Source organism: Streptomyces sp. AC555_RSS877 (assembly GCF_019049245.1).
Lineage (GTDB): Bacteria > Actinomycetota > Actinomycetes > Streptomycetales > Streptomycetaceae > Streptomyces.
In genome coordinates this window covers 125,244-143,886 of the sequence record NZ_JAGMUK010000007.1, presented here as the reverse complement: position 1 = coordinate 143,886, position 18,643 = coordinate 125,244, and the positions used below count along the sequence as shown (strand labels likewise).

Genomic DNA, 18,643 nt, shown 5'->3' with positions numbered 1-18,643 from the left:
AAACGCCCGGTTACATTCCGAACCCGGAAGCTAAGCCTTACAGCGCCGATGGTACTGCAGGGGGGACCCTGTGGGAGAGTAGGACGCCGCCGAACAATTTTTGAGAAAACCCCCGTGCCATTGGCGCGGGGGTTTTCTGTTTTTCCGAGTCGTTTAGGGTCGGGGCATGCGCTATGACCTAGTCATCTTCGACAACGACGGTGTCCTCGTCGACAGCGAGCCCATCTCCAACCGGCTCCTGGCCGGCTATCTGACCGAGCTCGGGCACCCGACGTCGTACGAGGACTCCATCCGGGACTACATGGGCTCCGCGATGCATCGGATCCACGACCTTGTTCGGGAGCGTACGGGCAGGCGGCTTCCCGGGGACTTCGACGACGTCTTCCATGGGCGGGTGTTCGCGGCCTTTGAGCGGGAGCTGGAACCGGTGGCCGGGGCCGTCGGGGTGTTGGAGAAGTTGGCCGCGGACGGGGTGCCGTACTGTGTCGCCTCTTCCGGGAGCCATGAGCGGATTCGGGTGGGGCATCGGAAGACCGGGCTGGACCGGTGGTTCGAGGAGGGGCGGATCTTCAGTTCGCAGGATGTGGGGCGGGGCAAGCCGGCGCCGGACCTGTTCCTGTACGCGGCCGAGCGGATGGCGGTGGCGCCCCAGCGGTGTGTCGTCATCGAGGACAGTCCGCTGGGAGTGCGGGCGGCTGTGTCGGCCGGGATGGATGTGTACGGGTTCACCGCCATGACTCCTGCTGAGCGGCTGGCGGGTGCCACTCAACTCTTCTCGGACATGGGCGAGTTGGCTGACCTGCTGGTCTGACCTCCGCCGCGCCGTGCGCGGCTCGTGCCAGAGGGCGTTCTGGTGCTGCCGACGCCCGGTGACGAGTAAAGCTGAGGGAAACTCATCTTTGGCTGGATCTACCCACGAGTACGCCGGGGCCCTACGCTCGCCGCCATGACTGATGTGCTGCGGCGCGGTAGGGCCTCGCTGGCGTTCAGCTTCTTCGCGCAGGGTGTCGCCTTTGCCCTGCTCGTGACGCGGATCCCGGCCATCCAGGACCGATACGGGGTCTCCGACGCGCTGCTGCCCGCGTTTCTCGCGGCCGTGCCCATCCTCGCCGGGGTCGGGAGCGTGAGTACCGAGCAGTTGGTGAAGCGAATACCGCCCAGCCGGGTGCTCCGCTGGTCCCAACCCGTCGTGCTCCTGGCGCTGCTCGGGGTGGGGGCGGGGGAGTCGATGCTCCAGCTGGGCGTGTCGCTCGCTGCCTTCGGGCTCGCCGTGGGGGCGCTGGACGCGTCGATGAACATGCTCGGGGTGAGTCTGCAGCGGGCGTACCGGCGCAGCATCATGCTCAGTTTCCATGCCGTGTACAGCCTGGGCGGGATTCTGGGGGCCTCACTCGCCTGGGTGGGGGCGCACTGGCATCTCGCGTTGTGGGTGTCGTATGTGCCGGTGGTGCTGGTGTTGTTGCCGGCCGCGCTGGTGGGGAGTCGCTGGTACGTCGACGGGGGTGGGGACGCCGATGTCGTGGAGGAGAAGGGCGAGGGTGGGGCCCTCGCCTTCAAGCTGCTCCTGCCGCTGTGTCTGGTGATGTGTTTCGCGTACATCGGGGACTCGACCGTCTCCAACTGGAGCGCGAAGTATCTGCAGGACGTGCTGGGAAGCAGTGAGCAGCTGGCGACCGTGCCGTACAACGTGTACATGGTGACCACGTTGGTGGGGCGGGCCCTCGGGGACCTCGGGGTAGGGCGGTTCGGGGCGGTCGCGGTCGTGCGGGCGGGGGCGTTGGTGGCGGCGGTCGGGTTCGGGGTGGTGGCGGTGGCGCCCGGGCCGTGGGTCGGGATGCTCGGGTTCACGCTGCTGGGCCTCGGGTTGTGTGTGCTGGTGCCGCAGACCTTCGCGGCGGCGGGGCGGTTGTTCCCGGGGGCGTCCGATGCGGCCGTGGCTCGGCTCAATGTCTTCAACTACGTCGGGTTCCTGGTTGGGTCGCCGTTGGTGGGGGCGTTGGGGGACGCCTGGACCTATCGAGGGGCCATGCTCGTGCCGATGGTGTTGGTGCTGGTGACGCTCGTGTACGCCCGGTCGTTCGCCGCTCAACCGGACCGATACGGTGGCGGGCATGAGCGGCCGCGCACAGCTGATGTGGGACGAGGCAGTAACGGGCTATGACTTCGGTCCGGATCATCCGATGGATCCGGTCCGGCTGGACCTGACCTGGAGGCTTGTCCAGGCCTTCGGGCTTGACCGGGAGATGTCGGTCGTGGCCGCCAAGCCGGCCGGGGAGTCGACGCTACGGCTGGTCCACCGGGAGGACTACATCGAGGCCGTCAAGGCGGCCTCCGTGGATCCAGGGGCGGCTGACGCGTCGTACGGGCTGGGGACCATGGATGATCCGGCGTTCGCCGGGATGCATGAGGTGTCCGCGCTGATCGCGGGGCAGTCGGTGGGCGCCGCGGAGGCTGTGTGGCGGGGGGACGCGCTGCATGCGGTGAACTTCGCGGGCGGGTTGCATCATGCGATGCCGGGGGCTGCGTCGGGGTTCTGCATCTACAACGACGCGTCGCTTGCCATTGCCCGCTTGTTGGAGCTTGGTGCTGAGCGGGTCGCCTATGTGGATGTGGACGTGCATCACGGGGACGGGGTGCAGGCGGCGTTCTGGGAGGATCCGCGGGTTCTGACGATTTCGCTGCACGAGCATCCTCGGACGTTGTTTCCGCAGACCGGGTGGCCGGAGGAGACGGGGGCGGAGAGCGCGGAGGGTGCGGCGGTGAATGTCGCGCTGCCGGCGGGGACCGGGGACGCGGGGTGGTTGCGGGCGTTCCATGCGGTGGTGCCGGAGGTGATCGCCGACTTTCGTCCGCAGGTGCTGGTGACTCAGCATGGGGCCGATACGCATTTCGAGGACCCGTTGGCTCATCTGGCCGTGTCTCTTGATGCGCAGCGGGCTGTGCAGGTGGCCTGTCATGACCTCGCGCACGAGTACGCCGACGGGCGGTGGGTCGCCTTGGGTGGAGGCGGGTACGCGGTGGTGGATGTGGTGCCGCGTTCGTGGACCCATCTGGTGGCGATCGCGGCGGGGCGGGCGGTGGAGCCTACGGCGCTGATTCCTGAGGGGTGGCGGCAGGAGGTGTTCGCTCGGACGCGGCAGTTGGGGCCGGGGCGGATGACTGATGGGCGGTGGCCTGTGGGGTGGGCTTCCTGGGAGGCGGGGTACGACCCTGCGGATCGGTTGGATCAGGCGGTGTTGGCGGCTCGGCGGGCGGTGTTTCCGTTGCGGGGGATGTTGGCGTAGGGGGTGGTGGGGTTGGCCGGGGGTGTTTCTCGCCCCCGCCGCCCCTACCCGTCCCATCCCCAGGGGCGCTGCCCCTTCGACCCCGCCAGGGGCTGGGCTGCGCCCCTGGGGATGGGCGGGGTGGGCTGTCGGTGGGGCTGAGCCCCTGGATTCCCGGCGGGGCTGCGAGGCTGGGCTCCTCTCACCCGTTGTAGGGCACCGTCCTGCGCGTGGGTGGGGGGCCGCGTTCCCTGCCGCGGTCCTGCAAGAGGGTCGTCGGTGTCCGAGCCCGCAATGACTGTCCCCCTGTCGGAGGGAGACCTGGAGGTGGTGCCACCGGGCCCGAGAGGCGCCGTTGGAGACGGTGACGAGAGCCCCGCGAGGGTCCCCGCCCCTGGCTGCGACCGTGCCCCGCTCACCCCCTTTCCTCGAAGCCCCTCGGCCATCTGACCGAAGGGTCTTCCTCTCCAACGGGTCGGGGTGGGTGGGGTTAGGCCGACTGTGCGGTGTTTGGGGATTCGTGTCGCAGGGGCGGGGGATTTCCGTCAGCATCGCAGCGTGTTGAGCGTCGGGGCGCTGCGTGCCCATCTGCTTGCTGCGGGGTTGGCCGGGACGGTGGCGACCTCGCGGGAGGAGAGTCTGCGGAGTTATCGGTTGTTCGCTGCTCGGGATCCTCGGGTGCTGATCGGGCTTGATCCTCAGTGGACTTGGGGGCAGCGGGATTTGATCGGATTGATGGCGGACAAGTGTGGCGTTTCGGGCGATCCTCGGCACGTGGAAGGCCATGATGTGATCGATCCAGAGCGAACGCTGGCCGCCCTGGACGCCTTCGCCGAGCGGATCGAGGCGGCCGCCCGGCGTGGCGCCACGGTCCTCCTCGGGACCGGACATCCCCATCGACTGCTCGGTTTCTACGCCGCCTTGGCGGACGCGTTGTCGGCGGCGGGGTGTACCGTCCTCACCCCGGCGCAGGGTCACTCTGTCGACATAACGACCCGGTTCGGTCTACGCACGTACAACCTTGACTACGTACGAGGAGTCGCGCTGGTGCGGGAACCGGGCGCGCCGAGCTCCGGTGGTGCGACCGGCGCGCACACGCACTCACCGCTCCCGGTTCGGGTCGCGCTGGCCGCGGCCGCGGACGCCGGCGGGCCTCTTCCCGAGCTCGTCATCGGAGACCACGGATGGGTCTGCGGAGCAGGTCAGCTGGGGTGTGAGGCCATTGGGCTGGCGGATACGAATGACCCCGCGCTCTTTGTGGGGGAGGCGGAGGGGGTCGTGTCCGTCGTCGTTCCACTTGATGACGCTGTGCGGTCTGATTACTACCGGCCGCTGACCCGCTACGTACTCAATCGAGCGTGTCTGTCACAGTAGGCCGCCGATGGGTGCACCTCTTCCCCACTTGCATCACCCGCCCCTACATTGGGGAGTGAGCACGCAGCGACGAAGAGTCACCGGAAGGGGAAGCCGGTGGCCGTCGAGTGCGGAAGGTTCAGGTGTGTCATGGCTGCTGAGCAGAGGCCTCTGAGCGAGGTTCAGTTCCTTACCGTGGCGGAAGTCGCCTCGGTGATGCGAGTGTCGAAGATGACCGTGTACCGCTTGGTGCACAGCGGTCATCTGCCCGCGATCAGGGTGGGGCGGTCCTTCCGTGTCCCCGAGAACGCGGTTCACGAATACCTCCGCGAGAGCTATGTGGGGGTGGAAACCGCCTGACGACGGTGGCCGGGGGGATCCTCAGGGCAAGGTCAGGGATCACCCCGGCACCTCGATTACAACCTCAGCGCTCGGGCGGGTAGGCTAGCCCCTCGTAGGTCGTATGGGCCCATGGCGCCCAGCACCGAGTGATGAGAAGTGAGCGAGGGTAGTCGTGGGCTCTGTTATTAAGAAGCGGCGCAAGCGGATGGCCAAGAAGAAGCACCGCAAGCTGCTCAAGCGCACGCGCGTTCAGCGTCGCAACAAGAAGTAGGCGACACCGCGAGAGCGCGTTTGTGGCCCCCCACCCATGATGGTGGGGGGCCACACGCGTATCCGGGTACGCGCGTCCGGGGGTTCGGATCGTCACTCGGGGGCTTGATGTCGTCACTTCTTGCATTGGGCAGTCATCACAGCGCAACATCAACCCGCTAGGTTGGCCGCACACGGGGAACGCGGCAGGCTACGAGTGCCGGATGGGCTGGAAGGAAGGCGCTGATCTTGGGCAAGGTCGTGCTCGTGACCGGAGTGGCCCGTCAACTGGGGGGCCGTTTCGTACGACGCATTCAGCGTGACCCGCAGGTGGACCGGGTGATCGCCGTGGACGCGGTTCCGCCCGAGCACCATCTGGGCGGCGCGGACTTCATCCAGGCCGACATCCGGCAGCCCGGGATAGCACGTGTGCTCGCCGAGACGGCCGCCGACACGGTCGTCCACATGGACGTCACCGGCACCGCGCTGGGCAGCGGCAGCCGGACCTCCGTCAAGGAGACCAACGTCATCGGGACCATGCAGCTGCTGGGGGCGTGTCAGAAGTCGCCGACCGTGAAGCGGCTCGTGGTCAAGTCCAGTACGAACGTGTACGGATCCGCGCCGCGCGATCCCGCCGTCTTCACCGAGACCACCCCGCCGAAGTCGTTGCCCAGTGGCGGGTTCGCCAAGGACGCGGTGGAGGTCGAGGGGTATGTGCGCGGGTTCGCCCGGCGGCGGCCGGACGTCGCCGTGTGCGTGCTGCGCTTCGCCAACATCCTCGGCCCGACGGCGGAGACCCCGCTCGCCGCGTACTTCTCGCTGCCGATCCTGCCGACCGTGCTGGGCTACGACCCCCGGCTGCAGTTCGTGCACGAGGACGACGTGATCGAGGTCCTGCGGATCGCCTCGCACGAACCGGCACGGGGCACGCTCAACAGCGGGACCTTCAACATCGCCGGGGACGGGGTGCTGCTGCTGTCTCAGTGCTCGCGGCGACTGGGGCGGCCCACGGTGCCGCTGCTGCTTCCCGCGGTCACCTGGGCCGGATCCCTGGTGCGTACGCTGGGCATGACGGACTTCTCGCCCGAACAGATCCGGCTGCTCACCCACGGCCGGGTCGTGTCGACGACCCAGATGCGTGAGACGCTCGGATTCAAGCCGAAGTACACGACGGCGGAGACGTTCGCGGAGTTCGCGCGCAGTCGCGGACCGGGGCTTTTGCCGCCGGAGGCCCTTGCGGGGGCCGTCGACCGGATCGCCGCGCTGCCGCTGGCGGGCAGCGGCCACCCCCCGACGCAGAGCGCCAACTGAGGAGCGCATCAACGATGGCGGACGCCAAGGTCATTCCGTTCGACGACGACCGGTCCCGCGGGAGCGCCGTGCAGCGCCCGCCGCGGCGCCGGAGCGCGGGCAGCCGGCGCAAGGGCACGGAATCGGCGCAGGTCCGTGAGGTCCAGCCCCTGCCCAGCAGGGCGCCCGCGCAGGATGATGTTCTTGTGACCCGTGAGGAACAGCTGCCCCAGCAGCCGCCGGAGGAGAGTGCGTACGGCGGCCTCGAACGCCGTGTCGCGGGCGGGCTCGCCTTCCTGCGCCGCCGCCTCACCGGTGACTACGAGGTCGACGACTTCGGCTACGACGAGGAGTTGACCGACCAGGTCCTGATGTCCCTGCTGCGCCCGGTGTACGAGAAGTACTTCCGGGTCGAGGTGAAGGGCGTCGAGAACATCCCGGCCGAGGGCGGGGCGCTGATCGTCGCCAACCACTCCGGGACGCTGCCGCTGGACGGCCTGATGATGCAGGTGGCCGTCCACGACCATCATCCCGCCAACCGGCATCTGCGGCTCCTGGCGGCGGACCTGGTGTTCATGCTGCCGGTGGTCAACGAGCTGGCCCGCAAGCTCGGCCACACGCTGGCCTGTGCGGAGGACGCCGAACGGCTGCTGGCCCAGGGCGAGGTGGTCGGGGTGATGCCGGAGGGCTTCAAGGGCATCGGCAAGCCCTTCAGCGAGCGTTACAAGCTCCAGCGGTTCGGCCGCGGCGGCTTCGTCTCGACGGCGCTGCGCCAGGGCACCCCGATCATCCCGTGCTCGATCGTCGGGGCCGAGGAGATCTACCCGATGATCGGCAACGCCAAGACCCTCGCTAGGGTCCTCGGCTTCCCGTACTTCCCGCTCACGCCGACCTTCCCGTGGCTCGGCCCGCTGGGCGGGATCCCGCTGCCGACCAAGTGGACCATCCAGTTCGGGGAGCCGATCCCGACGGACGGCTATCCGCCGGAGGCTGCCGAGGACCCGATGCTGATGTTCAACCTGACCGACCAGGTCCGCGAACAGATCCAGCACACGCTCTACAAGTTGCTGGTGCAGCGTCGGTCGGTCTTCTTCTGAGAGACCTGACCAAGGCCCGTGTACGACGACGGGGGCGCCCCTCCTGAGAAGGGCGCCCCCGTAGTCGTACGGACGATTACTCGTCCTCCGAGTCGATGCCCAGGCCGGGCAGCAGGCCGGGGAGGAGCGGCGGGACGGTGACGTCGGGCTGGGTGGTCGGCGTCGTGGCGGGCGGGGAGGAGCTGCCGGTGTCCTCGGGCGGGTCGAGGAGGCCGCCGGTGTTGCCGCCCAGGAGGCCGTCGTCCTCGGTGCCGGAGCCGGCCGACTTGCTGGGGCTGTTGCTGCCGGTGCCGCTGCCGTCGGAGGAGCCGCCGTCGCCGGTACTGGGCGCCGACGAACGGCCGGAACCGGTCGAGGTGTCGGAGGATGCCGGCCCGGACTCCTGGCGCTGACCGTTGCCGCTGCCCGGGGCCGGGGGTTTCGGGAGGAGGGACTGGAGCGGGGCGACCTCTTCGTCTATGGCGTCGAAGACCGACGACACCTGCTGACTGACGTCACCGAGCTGGACGGGCAGCCGGTCGCGGAGCGCTCCCCAGGCCTCCCGGTGCGAGCGCGAGAAGGTGTCCAGGGCCTGGATGGGGCCGAGGGAGTCCGGGTCGCGTTCGTACGCCGCCGTGAGTAGCCGGTGGCCCTCGGAGGCGTCGTGGGTCATGCCGGACAGGGCGCGGCGGACCTCGCCGAGGGACTCGTGGTCGAGTGGGCCGCCGCGGTCGCGTTCCATCAGCCGACGGGCCTCGCTGAGGCGGGTGGAGGCCTGGTCGAGGTAGGCCACGCCGCGCTCGTCGTCCCCGTCGGACATGTAGGTGAGTTTGAAGTCCTCGATGCCTCGCTTGAGGCCGTAGAGGGAGTCGCCGGGCAGGGCGTCCGAGCTCGCCGCGGCGACTCCGCCGAACGCGCCGGCGGCGACACCGACGCTGAGTCCGCCCGCGGCGAGGCCCTTGGTGAGCCGGGAACGCGGTCGGAGCTTGCCCAGGGGGCTCGCCCGGTGGGCGCCCCGGGACCGGGAGCGCTGCTCCGGCACCGAACGGTCTGTCTCGCCTCCCGCGGTGCCCTCCAGCAGCATGGCCTCCATGGCGGCCACGAGCTGGGCCCGCTGGACGACCTTGACCGCAGGGTCCAGCTGTGGCTTGGGCAGCTCGCCGAGACCGGTGGCGAGGGCCGTGAGGCGGCCCTGCTCGGTCTGTTCCGCAGCAGCCGGGGACGGCGGTGGTCCGTCGGACTGCTCGGCCGCCGTGCCCTGGCCGGACTGCTCCTCCAGGGCCTGGGCGAAGGCGTTCGCCCGCCGGTGCGCCGATACGTTCGCGATCACTGGCGGCACCTCCTCTCGTCAAGACGGTCGACTCCCCAGGGGGTCCTGAGGGTTGCACGCCCTGACCACAAGCACTCGATCGAGTGATCGAAGTCGGCCAGGGAGTGACCACTGGGAGCCTGCATCCCGCACAACGAGCGGCGCGGCACTTGGGTTACGGACGACGGTCGAGCGGATCGGGAAGTCAACGGACTTTCACTGACTGCGAGTTGGGTATTACCGAGGGTGTTCTGTCAGCGGGCGTCTTCCGGGAGGAGCCGGGCCAGCGTTCGTACGGCGCGGTACTGGAGGGTCTTGATGGCACCCTCGTTCTTGCCCATCACGCGGGCGGTCTCGGCGACGGAGAGCCCCTGGAGGAAGCGGAGTGTCACGCACTCCTGCTGCTGGGGATTGAGCCGTCGTACGGCATCTAGGAGGGCGGCGTTCGAAAGAGACTCCAGTACGGAGTCCTCGGGGGAGCGCTCGACCTCGTTGGCGTCGAGCATCTCGCCGGTGGTGACTTCCAGCCGGAAACGGCTCGACTTGAAATGGTCGGCCACCAGGTTGCGGGCGATCGTGACGAGCCACGCGCCGAAGTCGCGGCCCTGCCAGGTGAACGTGCCGATCCGGCGCAGTGCGCGCAGGAACGTCTCGCTGGTGAGATCCTCAGCGGTGGCCTTGCCTCCCACTCGGTAGTAGATGTACCGGTACACGGTGTCGCTGTACTGGTCGTAGAGACGGCCGAAGGCATCGGCCTCGCCGGCCTGAGCGCGCTCCACAAGATCCATCATGCGGGCGCTGTCGCTGTCCGCGGCGGGACGGCGGGTGGTTGTGGCACCGGTCGAACGCCCTCGTCTTCCGACGGCGGCGCTGCCGTCGGCGAGCGCGTAGCACGGGCCGACGGGGGTGGTGGCAACGGCGAGGGCAGGGATGGCGTACGCGGTGGGGACGAAGCCCCGCAACAGGTCTTGGACCGTTGCGCGCAGCGTAGCCAGGCCCGAGGCGTCAACCCCGACGTGTGGGTACACGGGACTCCCAGAGGCAGAGCTTCCATCACGTGCAGTGCGGGACCGTTCACCCGTCGTAGCGACGGAAGGGGTACCGGATTGCGTTTGAGGAGAATAACGCTTAGTGCAGGCGCTGCTACACGCAGTTGCTAAAATCACCGATTACGTCGCTTCTGTAACCGAATGACGCCCGATCAAGTACCCGTCAGTGATCGGTACTTGATCGAAAAAAGTCGTGTTCCGTCTGGGTCCGGGGCGTGTTGTGGCCGTGTGCAGCCAACGGGACTGGACAGCGGGGTAACGGGGTACGACCCCGGGATTGGCCGGGCGCGCCGGGCGTGACGTGTTGTGACGCCCGGCGTCAGCGACGTCGCTTGTGCAGGGCGATCGCCGCCGCCGTGCCGCCGGCCACCGCGCCCACGCCCGCGGCCGCCGGGATGCCGACCTTCGCCGCCTTGCGCCCGGTGCGATAGTCGCGCAGACGCCACTCCAGCCGGCGGGCGTGCTTGCGCAGCTTGCTGTCCGGGTTGATGGCGTAGGGGTGGCCGACCAGCGAGAGCATCGGGATGTCGTTGTGCGAGTCGCTGTAGGCGGCGCAGCGGGTCAGGTCCAGGCCCTCCGCCGCGGCCAGCGCGCGGACCGCCTCCGCCTTCGCCGGGCCGTGCAGGGGTTCGCCGACCAGCTTGCCCGTGTAGACGCCGTCGACCGACTCGGCGACCGTGCCGAGCGCGCCGGTCAGGCCGAGACGGCGGGCGATGACCTGGGCGATCTCCACCGGGGCGGCCGTGACCAGCCACACCTTCTGGCCCGCGTCCAGGTGCGCCTGGGCCAGGGCCCGGGTGCCGGGCCAGATGCGCTCGGCCATGTACTCGTCGTAGATCTCCTCGCCGATCGACATCAGCTCGGAGACGCGGTGGCCCTGGACGATCGACAGCGCCGAGTCGCGGGCCTCCTGCATGTGTTCCGGGTCCTCGACGCCGGCCAGCCGGAACCACGCCTGCTGCCAGGCGAACTTGGCGAGGTCGCGGGTCTCGAAGAACTTCCGCTTGTACAGCCCCCGCCCGAAGTGGAACAGGGCAGCGCCCTGCATGACGGTGTTGTCCAGGTCGAAGAAGGCGGCGGCATGCGCGTCGCCGTGCACCGGGAATACCGGTTCCTCACCGGCAGTCTCCTGCGTGGACTTGCGCGCGGCCTCCGCCGAGGCCTCGCCTGCCAACACGCTCCGCGCCGTGGCGGAGCGCCTACGGGGAGTGAGCCATCCGAGAGCGGCCATGGCGTGAGCATAGCCAGTCTGTTCGGTGGTTCCGGAGTCGCGAGGTTCGGAGGGTGTGAACTCTCGGCGACCGAGTCGTTAAAGAGTCGGCCCGTCGGCGTGAGAATGGCCGACATGACTCCCCTCTTTCGGCGCAACGCCCCAAGGCCCCCACAGGACCGGCTCGTCACTCTCGTCCGCAAACCCGGGTGTCATCTGTGTGATGACGCACAGATCGTGGTCGAGAAGGTGTGTGCCGATCTCGGCGTTCCCTGGGAGCGGAAGGACATCACCCAGGATCCCCAACTCCACGACCAGTACTGGGAACAGATCCCCGTCGTGCTCGTCGACGGAGCGCAGCACACCTTTTGGCGGGTGGACGAGGGCCGCCTCCGCAAGGCACTGACCGAGTAGTCCAACTGGTCCGGAACGTCGCTTAGGATCGAAGGCGACTTGGTCTCGGGGGCGGGAATCGTAGAGGAGCGTGTGCGGTTTTGCCCCCAAGAGAAGAGGAACGGTGGAGGGCGTGCGCCGGTTCCGTACAGGTGCGCCGGGGGCGCGTGACCCCGGTCACGTTGGCCGGGCAAATCGGACACCATCTTTGTGCACGCGTTCACAAAGACATAGCCTGCTTTCGACGGGGCGGTCTGGGAACGTGTGACCGCCTGCAGCCCCGCTCTACCCGCAGGAGCACCGTGGCAACTGGCCGATCTCACCGACCGGCGACCCGTAGCCGAGGGATTCCCGAGGCCACCGTCGCCCGCCTTCCGCTGTACCTCCGTGCCCTGACCGCACTGTCGGAGCGCTCGGTGCCCACGGTCTCCTCCGAGGAGCTCGCGGCCGCCGCGGGGGTCAATTCCGCGAAGCTGCGCAAGGACTTCTCGTACCTGGGCTCGTACGGAACGCGTGGTGTGGGCTACGACGTCGAGTATCTCGTCTACCAGATCTCCCGTGAACTGGGCCTGACCCAGGACTGGCCGGTAGTGATCGTCGGTATCGGTAACCTCGGCGCCGCCCTCGCCAACTACGGCGGCTTCGCCTCGCGTGGATTCCGGGTCGCAGCTCTCATAGACGCCGACCCCGCGATGGCCGGAAAGCCGGTGGCCGGGATCCCCGTCCAGCACACCGACGAGCTGGAACGGATCATCGACGACAACGGCGTGTCCATCGGGGTCATCGCCACGCCCGCCGGTGCCGCCCAGCAGGTCTGCGACCGGCTCGTGGCCGCCGGGGTGACCTCCATCCTGAACTTCGCGCCGACCGTGCTGTCCGTGCCGGAGGGCGTCGACGTGCGCAAGGTCGACCTCTCCATCGAGCTGCAGATCCTCGCCTTCCACGAGCAGCGCAAGGCCGGCGAGGAGGCCGCCGCCCTTGCCGACGGCGCGGTGCCGCACGCCGTCGCCCGCAAGCAGTCCGCCGACAAGGGCCCAGACGGGGACGTCCCCGCCGTGATGCCGGCATGAGTCTTCTTGTTGTCGGGCTGAGCCACCGCAGCGCCCCCGTCAGCGTGCTCGAGCGGGCCGCGCTGAACGCGGACGCGCAGCTCAAGCTGCTCCAGGACACCGTCGCGGCGGAGCCCGCCACCGAGGCCGCGGTGCTCGCGACGTGCAACCGCATCGAGCTGTACGCCGACGTGGACAAGTTCCACGCCGGTGTCGCCGAGCTGTCCACGCTGCTCGCCCAGCACAGCGGGGTGGGGCTCGAGGAGCTCACTCCGTACCTGTACGTGCACTACGAGGACCGGGCCGTCCACCATCTCTTCTCGGTGGCCTGTGGGCTGGACTCGATGGTCGTCGGCGAGGGGCAGGTGCTCGGCCAGATCAAGGACTCCCTCGCCAAGGCGCAGGACGTCCACTCCGCCGGGCGGCTGCTGAACGACCTGTTCCAGCAGGCCCTGCGCGTCGGCAAGCGCGCCCACTCCGAGACCGGCATCGACCGGGCCGGGCAGTCCCTGGTCACCTTCGGCCTGGAGCAACTGTCCGCCGGCAGCGCCGTCGAGCAGTGGGCCCGCGGCAAGAAGGCCCTGGTCATCGGCGCCGGCTCGATGTCCTCGCTGGCCGCGGCCACGCTCGCGCGTGCCGGGGTCGCCGAGATCGTCGTCGCCAACCGCACGCCCGACCGCGCCGAGCGGCTGGTCCAGATCCTGACCGAGGGCGACGACACGGACGTGCTGGCCCGCGCGGTACCGATGGAGTCGGTGCCGGTCGAGCTGACACGTGCCGATCTTGCCGTCTCCTGTACGGGGGCGACGGGCCTGGTGCTGACGGCCGAGGCGGTCGCGGGGGCGGTCGAGGGCCGTTCGGGAGGGGCCGCCGCGGGGAGCGGGACCGTTTCCCCCGCACTGTCCGACGCAGGCGCCGGTCGTACGGCAGTGACGGAGGCCGGGCCCGGCGAGCTGCCGCCCACCAGCCTGGGCGCCGAGGACGGCTGTCCGCTCGACCTGCCGGCCGCGCAGGCGGCCACCGCCGGGTTCTCCGTACTCGGCGAGGGCGCCGTGGCCGGGATGGCCGCCGCCGACCTGGAACAGCACGCCGCCTGGGTGGACAACGGCACCCAGCGCCAGCAGACCTCCGCCCCCGCGGGTGCCGTCACCGTGCTCGACCCGGCCGAGGAGGCGGACACCATCGCCGCGCTGGCCGCCGCCGCTGCCACCGTCGGCCGGGTGCCCGAGCGGCGCAGGCCCGAGCCCGTCGCCGGGATCCCGCGGCCCGAGCCGACCCTGTTCCTCCTCGACCTGGCCATGCCCCGCGACATCGACGCGGCCGTGCACCGGCTGGTCGGGGTGCGGCTCGTGGACATAGAGTCGCTGGCCGACGCCTCGGCCGACGCTCCGATGGCGGCCGACGTCGACCAGGTCCGCCGTATCGTCGCCGACGAGGTCGCGGCCTTCGGGGCGGCGCTCCGGGCCGCGCACATCACGCCCACCGTGGTCGCGCTGCGGACGATGGCAGCCGACGTGGTCGCAGGCGAGATCGCCCGGCTCGACGGGCGGCTGCCCGGACTCGACGACAAGCACCGCGCCGAGATCACCCAGACCGTGAAGCGCGTCGTCGACAAGCTGTTGCACGCGCCGACCGTACGGGTCAAGCAGCTCGCGGCCGAGCCCGGCGGCGCCGGGTACGCGGACGCGCTGCGGACCCTGTTCGACCTCGACCCCGAGACGGTGGCCGCCGTCTCCCGGGCCGACGGCGCCGACGACGAACCTGAGAACAGCAAGAACCGAGGGCCGGCATGAGTAGCAAGGCATTGAGGCTCGGGACCAGGCGGAGCAAACTCGCCATGGCCCAGTCCGGGCAGGTCGCGGACGCCGTGAGCCAGGTGACCGGACGGCCCGTCGAGCTCGTCGAGATCACCACCTACGGCGACACCTCCCGCGAACAGCTCGCACAGATCGGCGGCACGGGCGTCTTCGTGACCGCGCTGCGGGAGGCGCTGCTGAAGGGGGAGGTCGACTTCGCGGTTCATTCGCTGAAGGACCTGCCGACCGGGCAGCCCGACCAGCTGGCGCTGGCCGCCATACCCCAGCGCGAGGACCCGCGGGACGTGATCGTCGCCCGGGACGCGCTCAAGTTCACCGACCTGCCGCGCGGCGCGCGCATCGGTACGGGTTCGCCCCGGCGGATGGCCCAGCTGAACGCGTACGCACGCGGCCACGGGCTGGACATCGAGACGGTTCCGATCCGGGGCAACGTCGATACGCGCATCGGGTTCGTGCGCGACGGCGAGCTGGATGCGGTGGTGCTGGCCGCGGCCGGCCTCAATCGCATCGGCCGCGGTGACGAAGTGACCGACTTCCTGTCGGTCGACACGGTTTTGCCCGCCCCTGGCCAGGGGGCACTCGCGATCGAGTGTGCCGCAGACAACGCGGACCTGATCGCCGCGCTCGGTGAGCTCGACGACCCGTTCACGCGGGTCGCCGTGACTGCCGAACGGTCCCTGCTCGCCGCCCTGGAGGCCGGTTGCAGTGCCCCTGTGGGCGCGCTGGCCGACTTGCTGGCCGACGGGCAGATTGTCAAGGAAATGCGCCTGCGCGCAGTCGTCGGTACCACCGACGGCACGCGGATGGTGCAGCTGTCCACCACCGGTCCCGTGCCCGAGACGTACGACCGGGCAATGGCGCTCGGTTGCGAGCTCGCTGCCGAGATGCTTGCCCAGGGCGCGGCCGGTCTGATGGGGGAGCGAGCACAGTGAGCCCCACCACCCTTCCCGCCGCCGGTCTGGAACACGGGCACGTCACCTTCCTTGGTGCCGGACCCGGGGATCCGGGACTGCTGACTCTTCGAGCCGTCGAGGCGCTGGCGCGCGCGGACGTTCTCGTCGCCGGGCACGAAGTGCTCGACGTCGTACGTACGCACGCCAGGGCCAACGTGGCCGTCGTCGACACGGATTCGGACCCCTCCGGGGATCCGTCCTCCGGCCCGACTCCGGGTACAGGCGCGCCTCAACTAAAGGTTGTTGACGGTGCGTCGACAACCGTGAGTGTCCCCGTCGTGCGGGATGCCGCACATCTTGTCATGGAGGCCGCGCGGGGCGGCAGGCGGGTCGTACGTGCGGTGTCCGGGGATCCCGGGCTCGACGCGTACGCCGCCGAGGAGATGCTGGCGTGCGCCGCCGCGGGGGTGCCTTTCGAGGTCGTCCCCGGGGTCGCCGCCGCCGTCGGAGTGCCCGCCTACGCCGGGGTACCGCTGCGTGACGCCGAAGGCGCGGACGTCCGGTTCGTCGACGCGCGGACCGCTTCCGACCGGTGCTGGACGGAGGTGGGGGCGTCGGACGGGACGGTCGTGGTGTCGACGACCCTCGACTCCGTGGCCGCCGCGGCCGGAGAGCTGGTCTCCGCGGGGCGCAAGCCCGATACGCCGCTGACCGTCACCGTCGCCGGTACCACCACTCGGCAGCGGACCTGGTGCGCGACTCTGGGGACCATCGCCCAGACGCTGAAGCAGGCCAAGGTGCTGCCGTCCCCGGACGGTGCGCGGCCGGTCATAGCCGTGGTCGGTGAGCGATCCGCCGCGGCTCAGCGTGAGCAGCTCTCGTGGTTCGAGTCCAAGCCGCTGTTCGGCTGGAGGGTGCTCGTACCGCGGACCAAGGAGCAGTCGGCTTCGCTCTCCGACCAGCTGCGGTCCTACGGGGCCGTACCGCACGAGGTGCCGACGATCGCCGTCGAGCCGCCGCGGACGCCGCAGCAGATGGAGCGGGCGGTCAAGGGGCTGGTGACCGGGCGGTACGAGTGGATCGCCTTCACCTCGGTGAACGCGGTCAAGGCCGTTCGGGAGAAGTTCGAGGAGTACGGGCTCGACGCTCGCGCCTTCGCCGGCATCAAGGTCGCCGCGGTGGGGGAGCAGACCGCCAAGGCGCTCATCGCCTTCGGTGTGAAGCCCGATCTTGTGCCGAGCGGGGAGCAGTCCGCGGCCGGGTTGCTGGAGGACTGGCCTCCTTACGACCCGGTTTTCGACCCGATCGACCGGGTGTTCCTGCCGCGTGCCGACATCGCCACCGAGACGCTGGTGGCGGGGCTGATCGAGCTCGGGTGGGAGGTCGACGACGTCACCGCCTACCGGACCGTGCGGGCGTCGCCGCCGCCGGCCGAGACCCGGGAGGCGATCAAGGGCGGGGGCTTCGACGCGGTGCTGTTCACCTCGTCGAGCACGGTGCGCAACCTTGTGGGCATCGCCGGCAAGCCGCACAACGTGACCGTCATCGCGTGTATCGGGCCCGCCACGGCCAAGACCGCCGAGGAGCATGGGCTTCGGGTGGACGTCATGGCTCCCGAGCCGTCCGTGCTCAAGCTGGCCGAGGCTCTGGCCGACTTCGGGTTGCGGCGGAGGACTGCCGCGCTGGAGGCCGGGGACGCGGTTACTCGGCCGAGTGAGCGGCGGCCGGGGGCTCGGCGTAGGCGTACGACTACCTGATTTTGAGCCGGCTGGCCTGGGCTGGGCTGGGCTGGGCTGGTTCGGACCGTCTGGGCTGGCTGGGCTGGGCGGTTTTGTCAGGCTGGGGTCACCGCGTGGCCGTAGCGCAGGAGGTTGTCCGGGTCGTAGGTCGACTTGGCCTGTTGCAGGTGGGCGTAGACCTCCGGGGTCCAGGCCCGGGCCCGGTCCGCTTCGTCGCCCGGGGTGCCGTGGATGTTGACCATCGTGCGGCCCGTGCCGTACGGGGCCATCGCGGTCTGCAGGGCTGTCGTGGCCTGTTCCACGGCCTCGGCGGCCGGCGGGGCGGCCAGGACCGCCACCGTTTCCAGGAAGTACTCCGCGTCGCGGGCGCAGATCGCGTCCTCGACCGTCGGCGGGTCGGACAGGGCTCCGCCCATGTGGCGGATCTCCACCAGGAGGAGCGGGCAGTCGGGGTTGTCCGGGCCCACCTGGTCCAGGAACGTACGGATGGCGTCCGGGGTCAGGTCGCGGAGCAGGGCGCAGGATTCGCGGGCGGGGAGCGGGTCCTGCGGCTCCATGTAGATGCGGTCCACCGCCGCGTGGTCCATCTCCTCCACCATGTCGACCGCCACGGGGGCGGTCTCGCGGATCGGGGCCAGGAGGCGTTCGCCCTCCGCCGTGTCGCCCGTCCACGCGATCGCCACCCTTGCCCAGAAGCCGCCGCGCAGCGGTTCGGGGATCTGGGGGATCGGGGGGAGGCGCAGGAGGCTGAACGCGCTGCACATCTCGTTCGGCACGGTGCGTGTCCAGTCCGCCCATGCCCGGAGGAGGGGCTCGGTGTGCTCGCCGGGGCAGTAGATGCCGCCGCCGAGGATGCGGGCGAGGGGGAGCAGGTCGAAGGTCAGCTGCGTGACGATGCCTACGTTGCCCTTGCCGCCGCGCAGGGCCCAGAAGAGCTCGGGTTCGGTGCTCCGGTTCACCTCGCGGAGGGCGCCGTCGGGGGTCACGACCTGGAACGAGTGGACCAGGTCGGCCGCGTAGCCGTAAGTGCGGCCGAGGACGGGGAGGCCGCCGCCGAGGGTGTAGCCGACGACGCCCGCGTCCGTGGAGGTGCCGGTCAGGGGGGCGAGGCCGTGGGGGGCCGCGGCGTCGACGACGTGGCGCCACTTCGCGCCTGCGGCGGCTGTCGCAGTGCGGGTGGCCGGGTCGATCTGTACGTCCGTCATGCGGGTGGTCGTGATCAGCAGGCCGTGGGTTATGGGGAAGTTGGCGCCGTGGCCGGTGGCCTGGACGGCCACCGGGGTGCTGGTGGCGGTGGCCCAGCGCATCGCCGCGACTATGTCGTCGGCGCCGGTTGCTCCGATGACCACGTCGGGGGTGTGCAGGGCGGACAGGTTGAAGCCGGTGACCTCGTCGGCGTAGCCGTCGTCGCCGGGGCGCAGGACCGGGCCCTTGACGTCGGAGAGGGCGAAGAGGTCGGGGGTGGGGTGGGGGTGGTGCGTGGACGTCATCTCGTCCTCCGGGGGTGGGAGGCTTGTCCTTTCAGCTTGGACCTGTGGGGTGCGGGGCGCATGCTGTGCGCCTTGTGGTGGGGGTGGCCGGGGCTGTGTCGGGGGGTGTCCGTCCTCGGAA

17 protein-coding genes and 1 rRNA gene are annotated in these 18,643 nt (G+C 70.0%); 14 read left to right on the top strand and 4 right to left on the bottom strand.

The features are described 5' to 3' along the window. From rrf to KUM49_RS04505, 9 genes are all read left to right on the top strand, one after another. A 5S ribosomal RNA gene (rrf, locus tag KUM49_RS04545) occupies window positions 1-95 on the top strand; the annotation flags it as partial. Window positions 96-166: 71 nt separating this feature from the next. Beyond that, a complete protein-coding gene (locus KUM49_RS04540) occupies window positions 167-811 on the top strand; it encodes an HAD family phosphatase (RefSeq protein WP_217235366.1) in 645 nt (214 codons plus the stop codon). Window positions 812-946: 135 nt separating this feature from the next. Next, window positions 947-2,161 carry an MFS transporter gene (locus KUM49_RS04535; protein ID WP_217235365.1) on the top strand — a complete coding sequence of 405 codons (1,215 nt, stop codon included), beginning with the start codon at window positions 947-949 and terminating at the stop codon, window positions 2,159-2,161. Next, window positions 2,112-3,284: an acetoin utilization protein AcuC gene (locus KUM49_RS04530; RefSeq protein ID WP_217235364.1), complete on the top strand. Its 1,173-nt coding sequence runs from the start codon at window positions 2,112-2,114 to the stop codon at window positions 3,282-3,284. Before KUM49_RS04535 ends, KUM49_RS04530 begins: the two co-directional genes overlap by 50 nt. Window positions 3,285-3,821: 537 nt before the next feature. After that, on the top strand, window positions 3,822-4,637 hold the full coding sequence (locus tag KUM49_RS04525) for a phosphatase (protein WP_217235363.1): 816 nt from the start codon (window positions 3,822-3,824) through the stop codon (window positions 4,635-4,637). 129 nt (window positions 4,638-4,766) lie between these two features. Further along, window positions 4,767-4,976 carry a helix-turn-helix domain-containing protein gene (locus tag KUM49_RS04520; protein WP_016437488.1) on the top strand — a complete coding sequence of 70 codons (210 nt, stop codon included), beginning with the start codon at window positions 4,767-4,769 and terminating at the stop codon, window positions 4,974-4,976. Between the two features lie 154 nt (window positions 4,977-5,130). Further along, window positions 5,131-5,229, top strand: a complete 99-nt coding sequence (locus tag KUM49_RS04515; RefSeq protein WP_003948845.1) for a 30S ribosomal protein bS22 — start codon at window positions 5,131-5,133, stop codon at window positions 5,227-5,229. Between the two features lie 227 nt (window positions 5,230-5,456). Beyond that, window positions 5,457-6,518: an NAD-dependent epimerase/dehydratase family protein gene (locus tag KUM49_RS04510; protein ID WP_217235362.1), complete on the top strand. Its 1,062-nt coding sequence runs from the start codon at window positions 5,457-5,459 to the stop codon at window positions 6,516-6,518. Between the two features lie 14 nt (window positions 6,519-6,532). Further along, on the top strand, window positions 6,533-7,594 hold the full coding sequence (locus KUM49_RS04505) for a lysophospholipid acyltransferase family protein (protein ID WP_217235361.1): 1,062 nt from the start codon (window positions 6,533-6,535) through the stop codon (window positions 7,592-7,594). A gap of 76 nt (window positions 7,595-7,670) precedes the next feature. Here KUM49_RS04505 and KUM49_RS04500 read toward each other — a convergent pair whose 3' ends face one another. From KUM49_RS04500 to KUM49_RS04490, 3 genes are all read right to left on the bottom strand, one after another. Further along, window positions 7,671-8,903: a DUF5667 domain-containing protein gene (locus KUM49_RS04500; protein ID WP_217235360.1), complete on the bottom strand. Its 1,233-nt coding sequence runs from the start codon at window positions 8,901-8,903 to the stop codon at window positions 7,671-7,673. Between the two features lie 233 nt (window positions 8,904-9,136). Continuing rightward, entirely contained in the window at window positions 9,137-9,910 is a 774-nt protein-coding gene (locus KUM49_RS04495) for an ECF subfamily RNA polymerase sigma factor, BldN family (RefSeq protein ID WP_217235359.1), read from the bottom strand. Between the two features lie 340 nt (window positions 9,911-10,250). Beyond that, window positions 10,251-11,162: an HAD family phosphatase gene (locus KUM49_RS04490; protein WP_217235358.1), complete on the bottom strand. Its 912-nt coding sequence runs from the start codon at window positions 11,160-11,162 to the stop codon at window positions 10,251-10,253. A 105-nt stretch (window positions 11,163-11,267) separates the two neighbouring features. Between KUM49_RS04490 and KUM49_RS04485 the strand changes: the two genes are divergently transcribed. The 5 genes from KUM49_RS04485 (at window position 11,268) to KUM49_RS04465 (ending at window position 17,050) form a co-directional block, all read left to right on the top strand. Further along, a complete protein-coding gene (locus KUM49_RS04485; RefSeq protein ID WP_217235370.1) occupies window positions 11,268-11,555 on the top strand; it encodes a glutaredoxin family protein in 288 nt (95 codons plus the stop codon). A gap of 281 nt (window positions 11,556-11,836) precedes the next feature. Beyond that, window positions 11,837-12,604: a redox-sensing transcriptional repressor Rex gene (locus tag KUM49_RS04480; RefSeq protein ID WP_217235357.1), complete on the top strand. Its 768-nt coding sequence runs from the start codon at window positions 11,837-11,839 to the stop codon at window positions 12,602-12,604. Further along, window positions 12,601-14,376, top strand: coding sequence for a glutamyl-tRNA reductase (locus tag KUM49_RS04475; protein WP_217235356.1), 1,776 nt, complete (start codon window positions 12,601-12,603; stop codon window positions 14,374-14,376). Before KUM49_RS04480 ends, KUM49_RS04475 begins: the two co-directional genes overlap by 4 nt. Next, a complete protein-coding gene (gene hemC, locus KUM49_RS04470) occupies window positions 14,373-15,332 on the top strand; it encodes a hydroxymethylbilane synthase (protein WP_217235355.1) in 960 nt (319 codons plus the stop codon). Before KUM49_RS04475 ends, hemC begins: the two co-directional genes overlap by 4 nt. Further along, window positions 15,329-17,050 (top strand): bifunctional uroporphyrinogen-III C-methyltransferase/uroporphyrinogen-III synthase, encoded by a 1,722-nt coding sequence (locus KUM49_RS04465; RefSeq protein ID WP_217235354.1) that lies wholly within the window; start codon window positions 15,329-15,331, stop codon window positions 17,048-17,050. The genes hemC and KUM49_RS04465 overlap by 4 nt, the downstream gene beginning before the upstream one ends. A gap of 77 nt (window positions 17,051-17,127) precedes the next feature. Here the strand turns inward: KUM49_RS04465 and KUM49_RS04460 are convergent, their stop codons facing one another. Further along, complete coding sequence (locus KUM49_RS04460; protein ID WP_217235353.1) at window positions 17,128-18,522, bottom strand: FAD-binding oxidoreductase; 1,395 nt, start codon at window positions 18,520-18,522, stop codon at window positions 17,128-17,130. Between the last annotated feature and the right edge of the window lie 121 nt (window positions 18,523-18,643).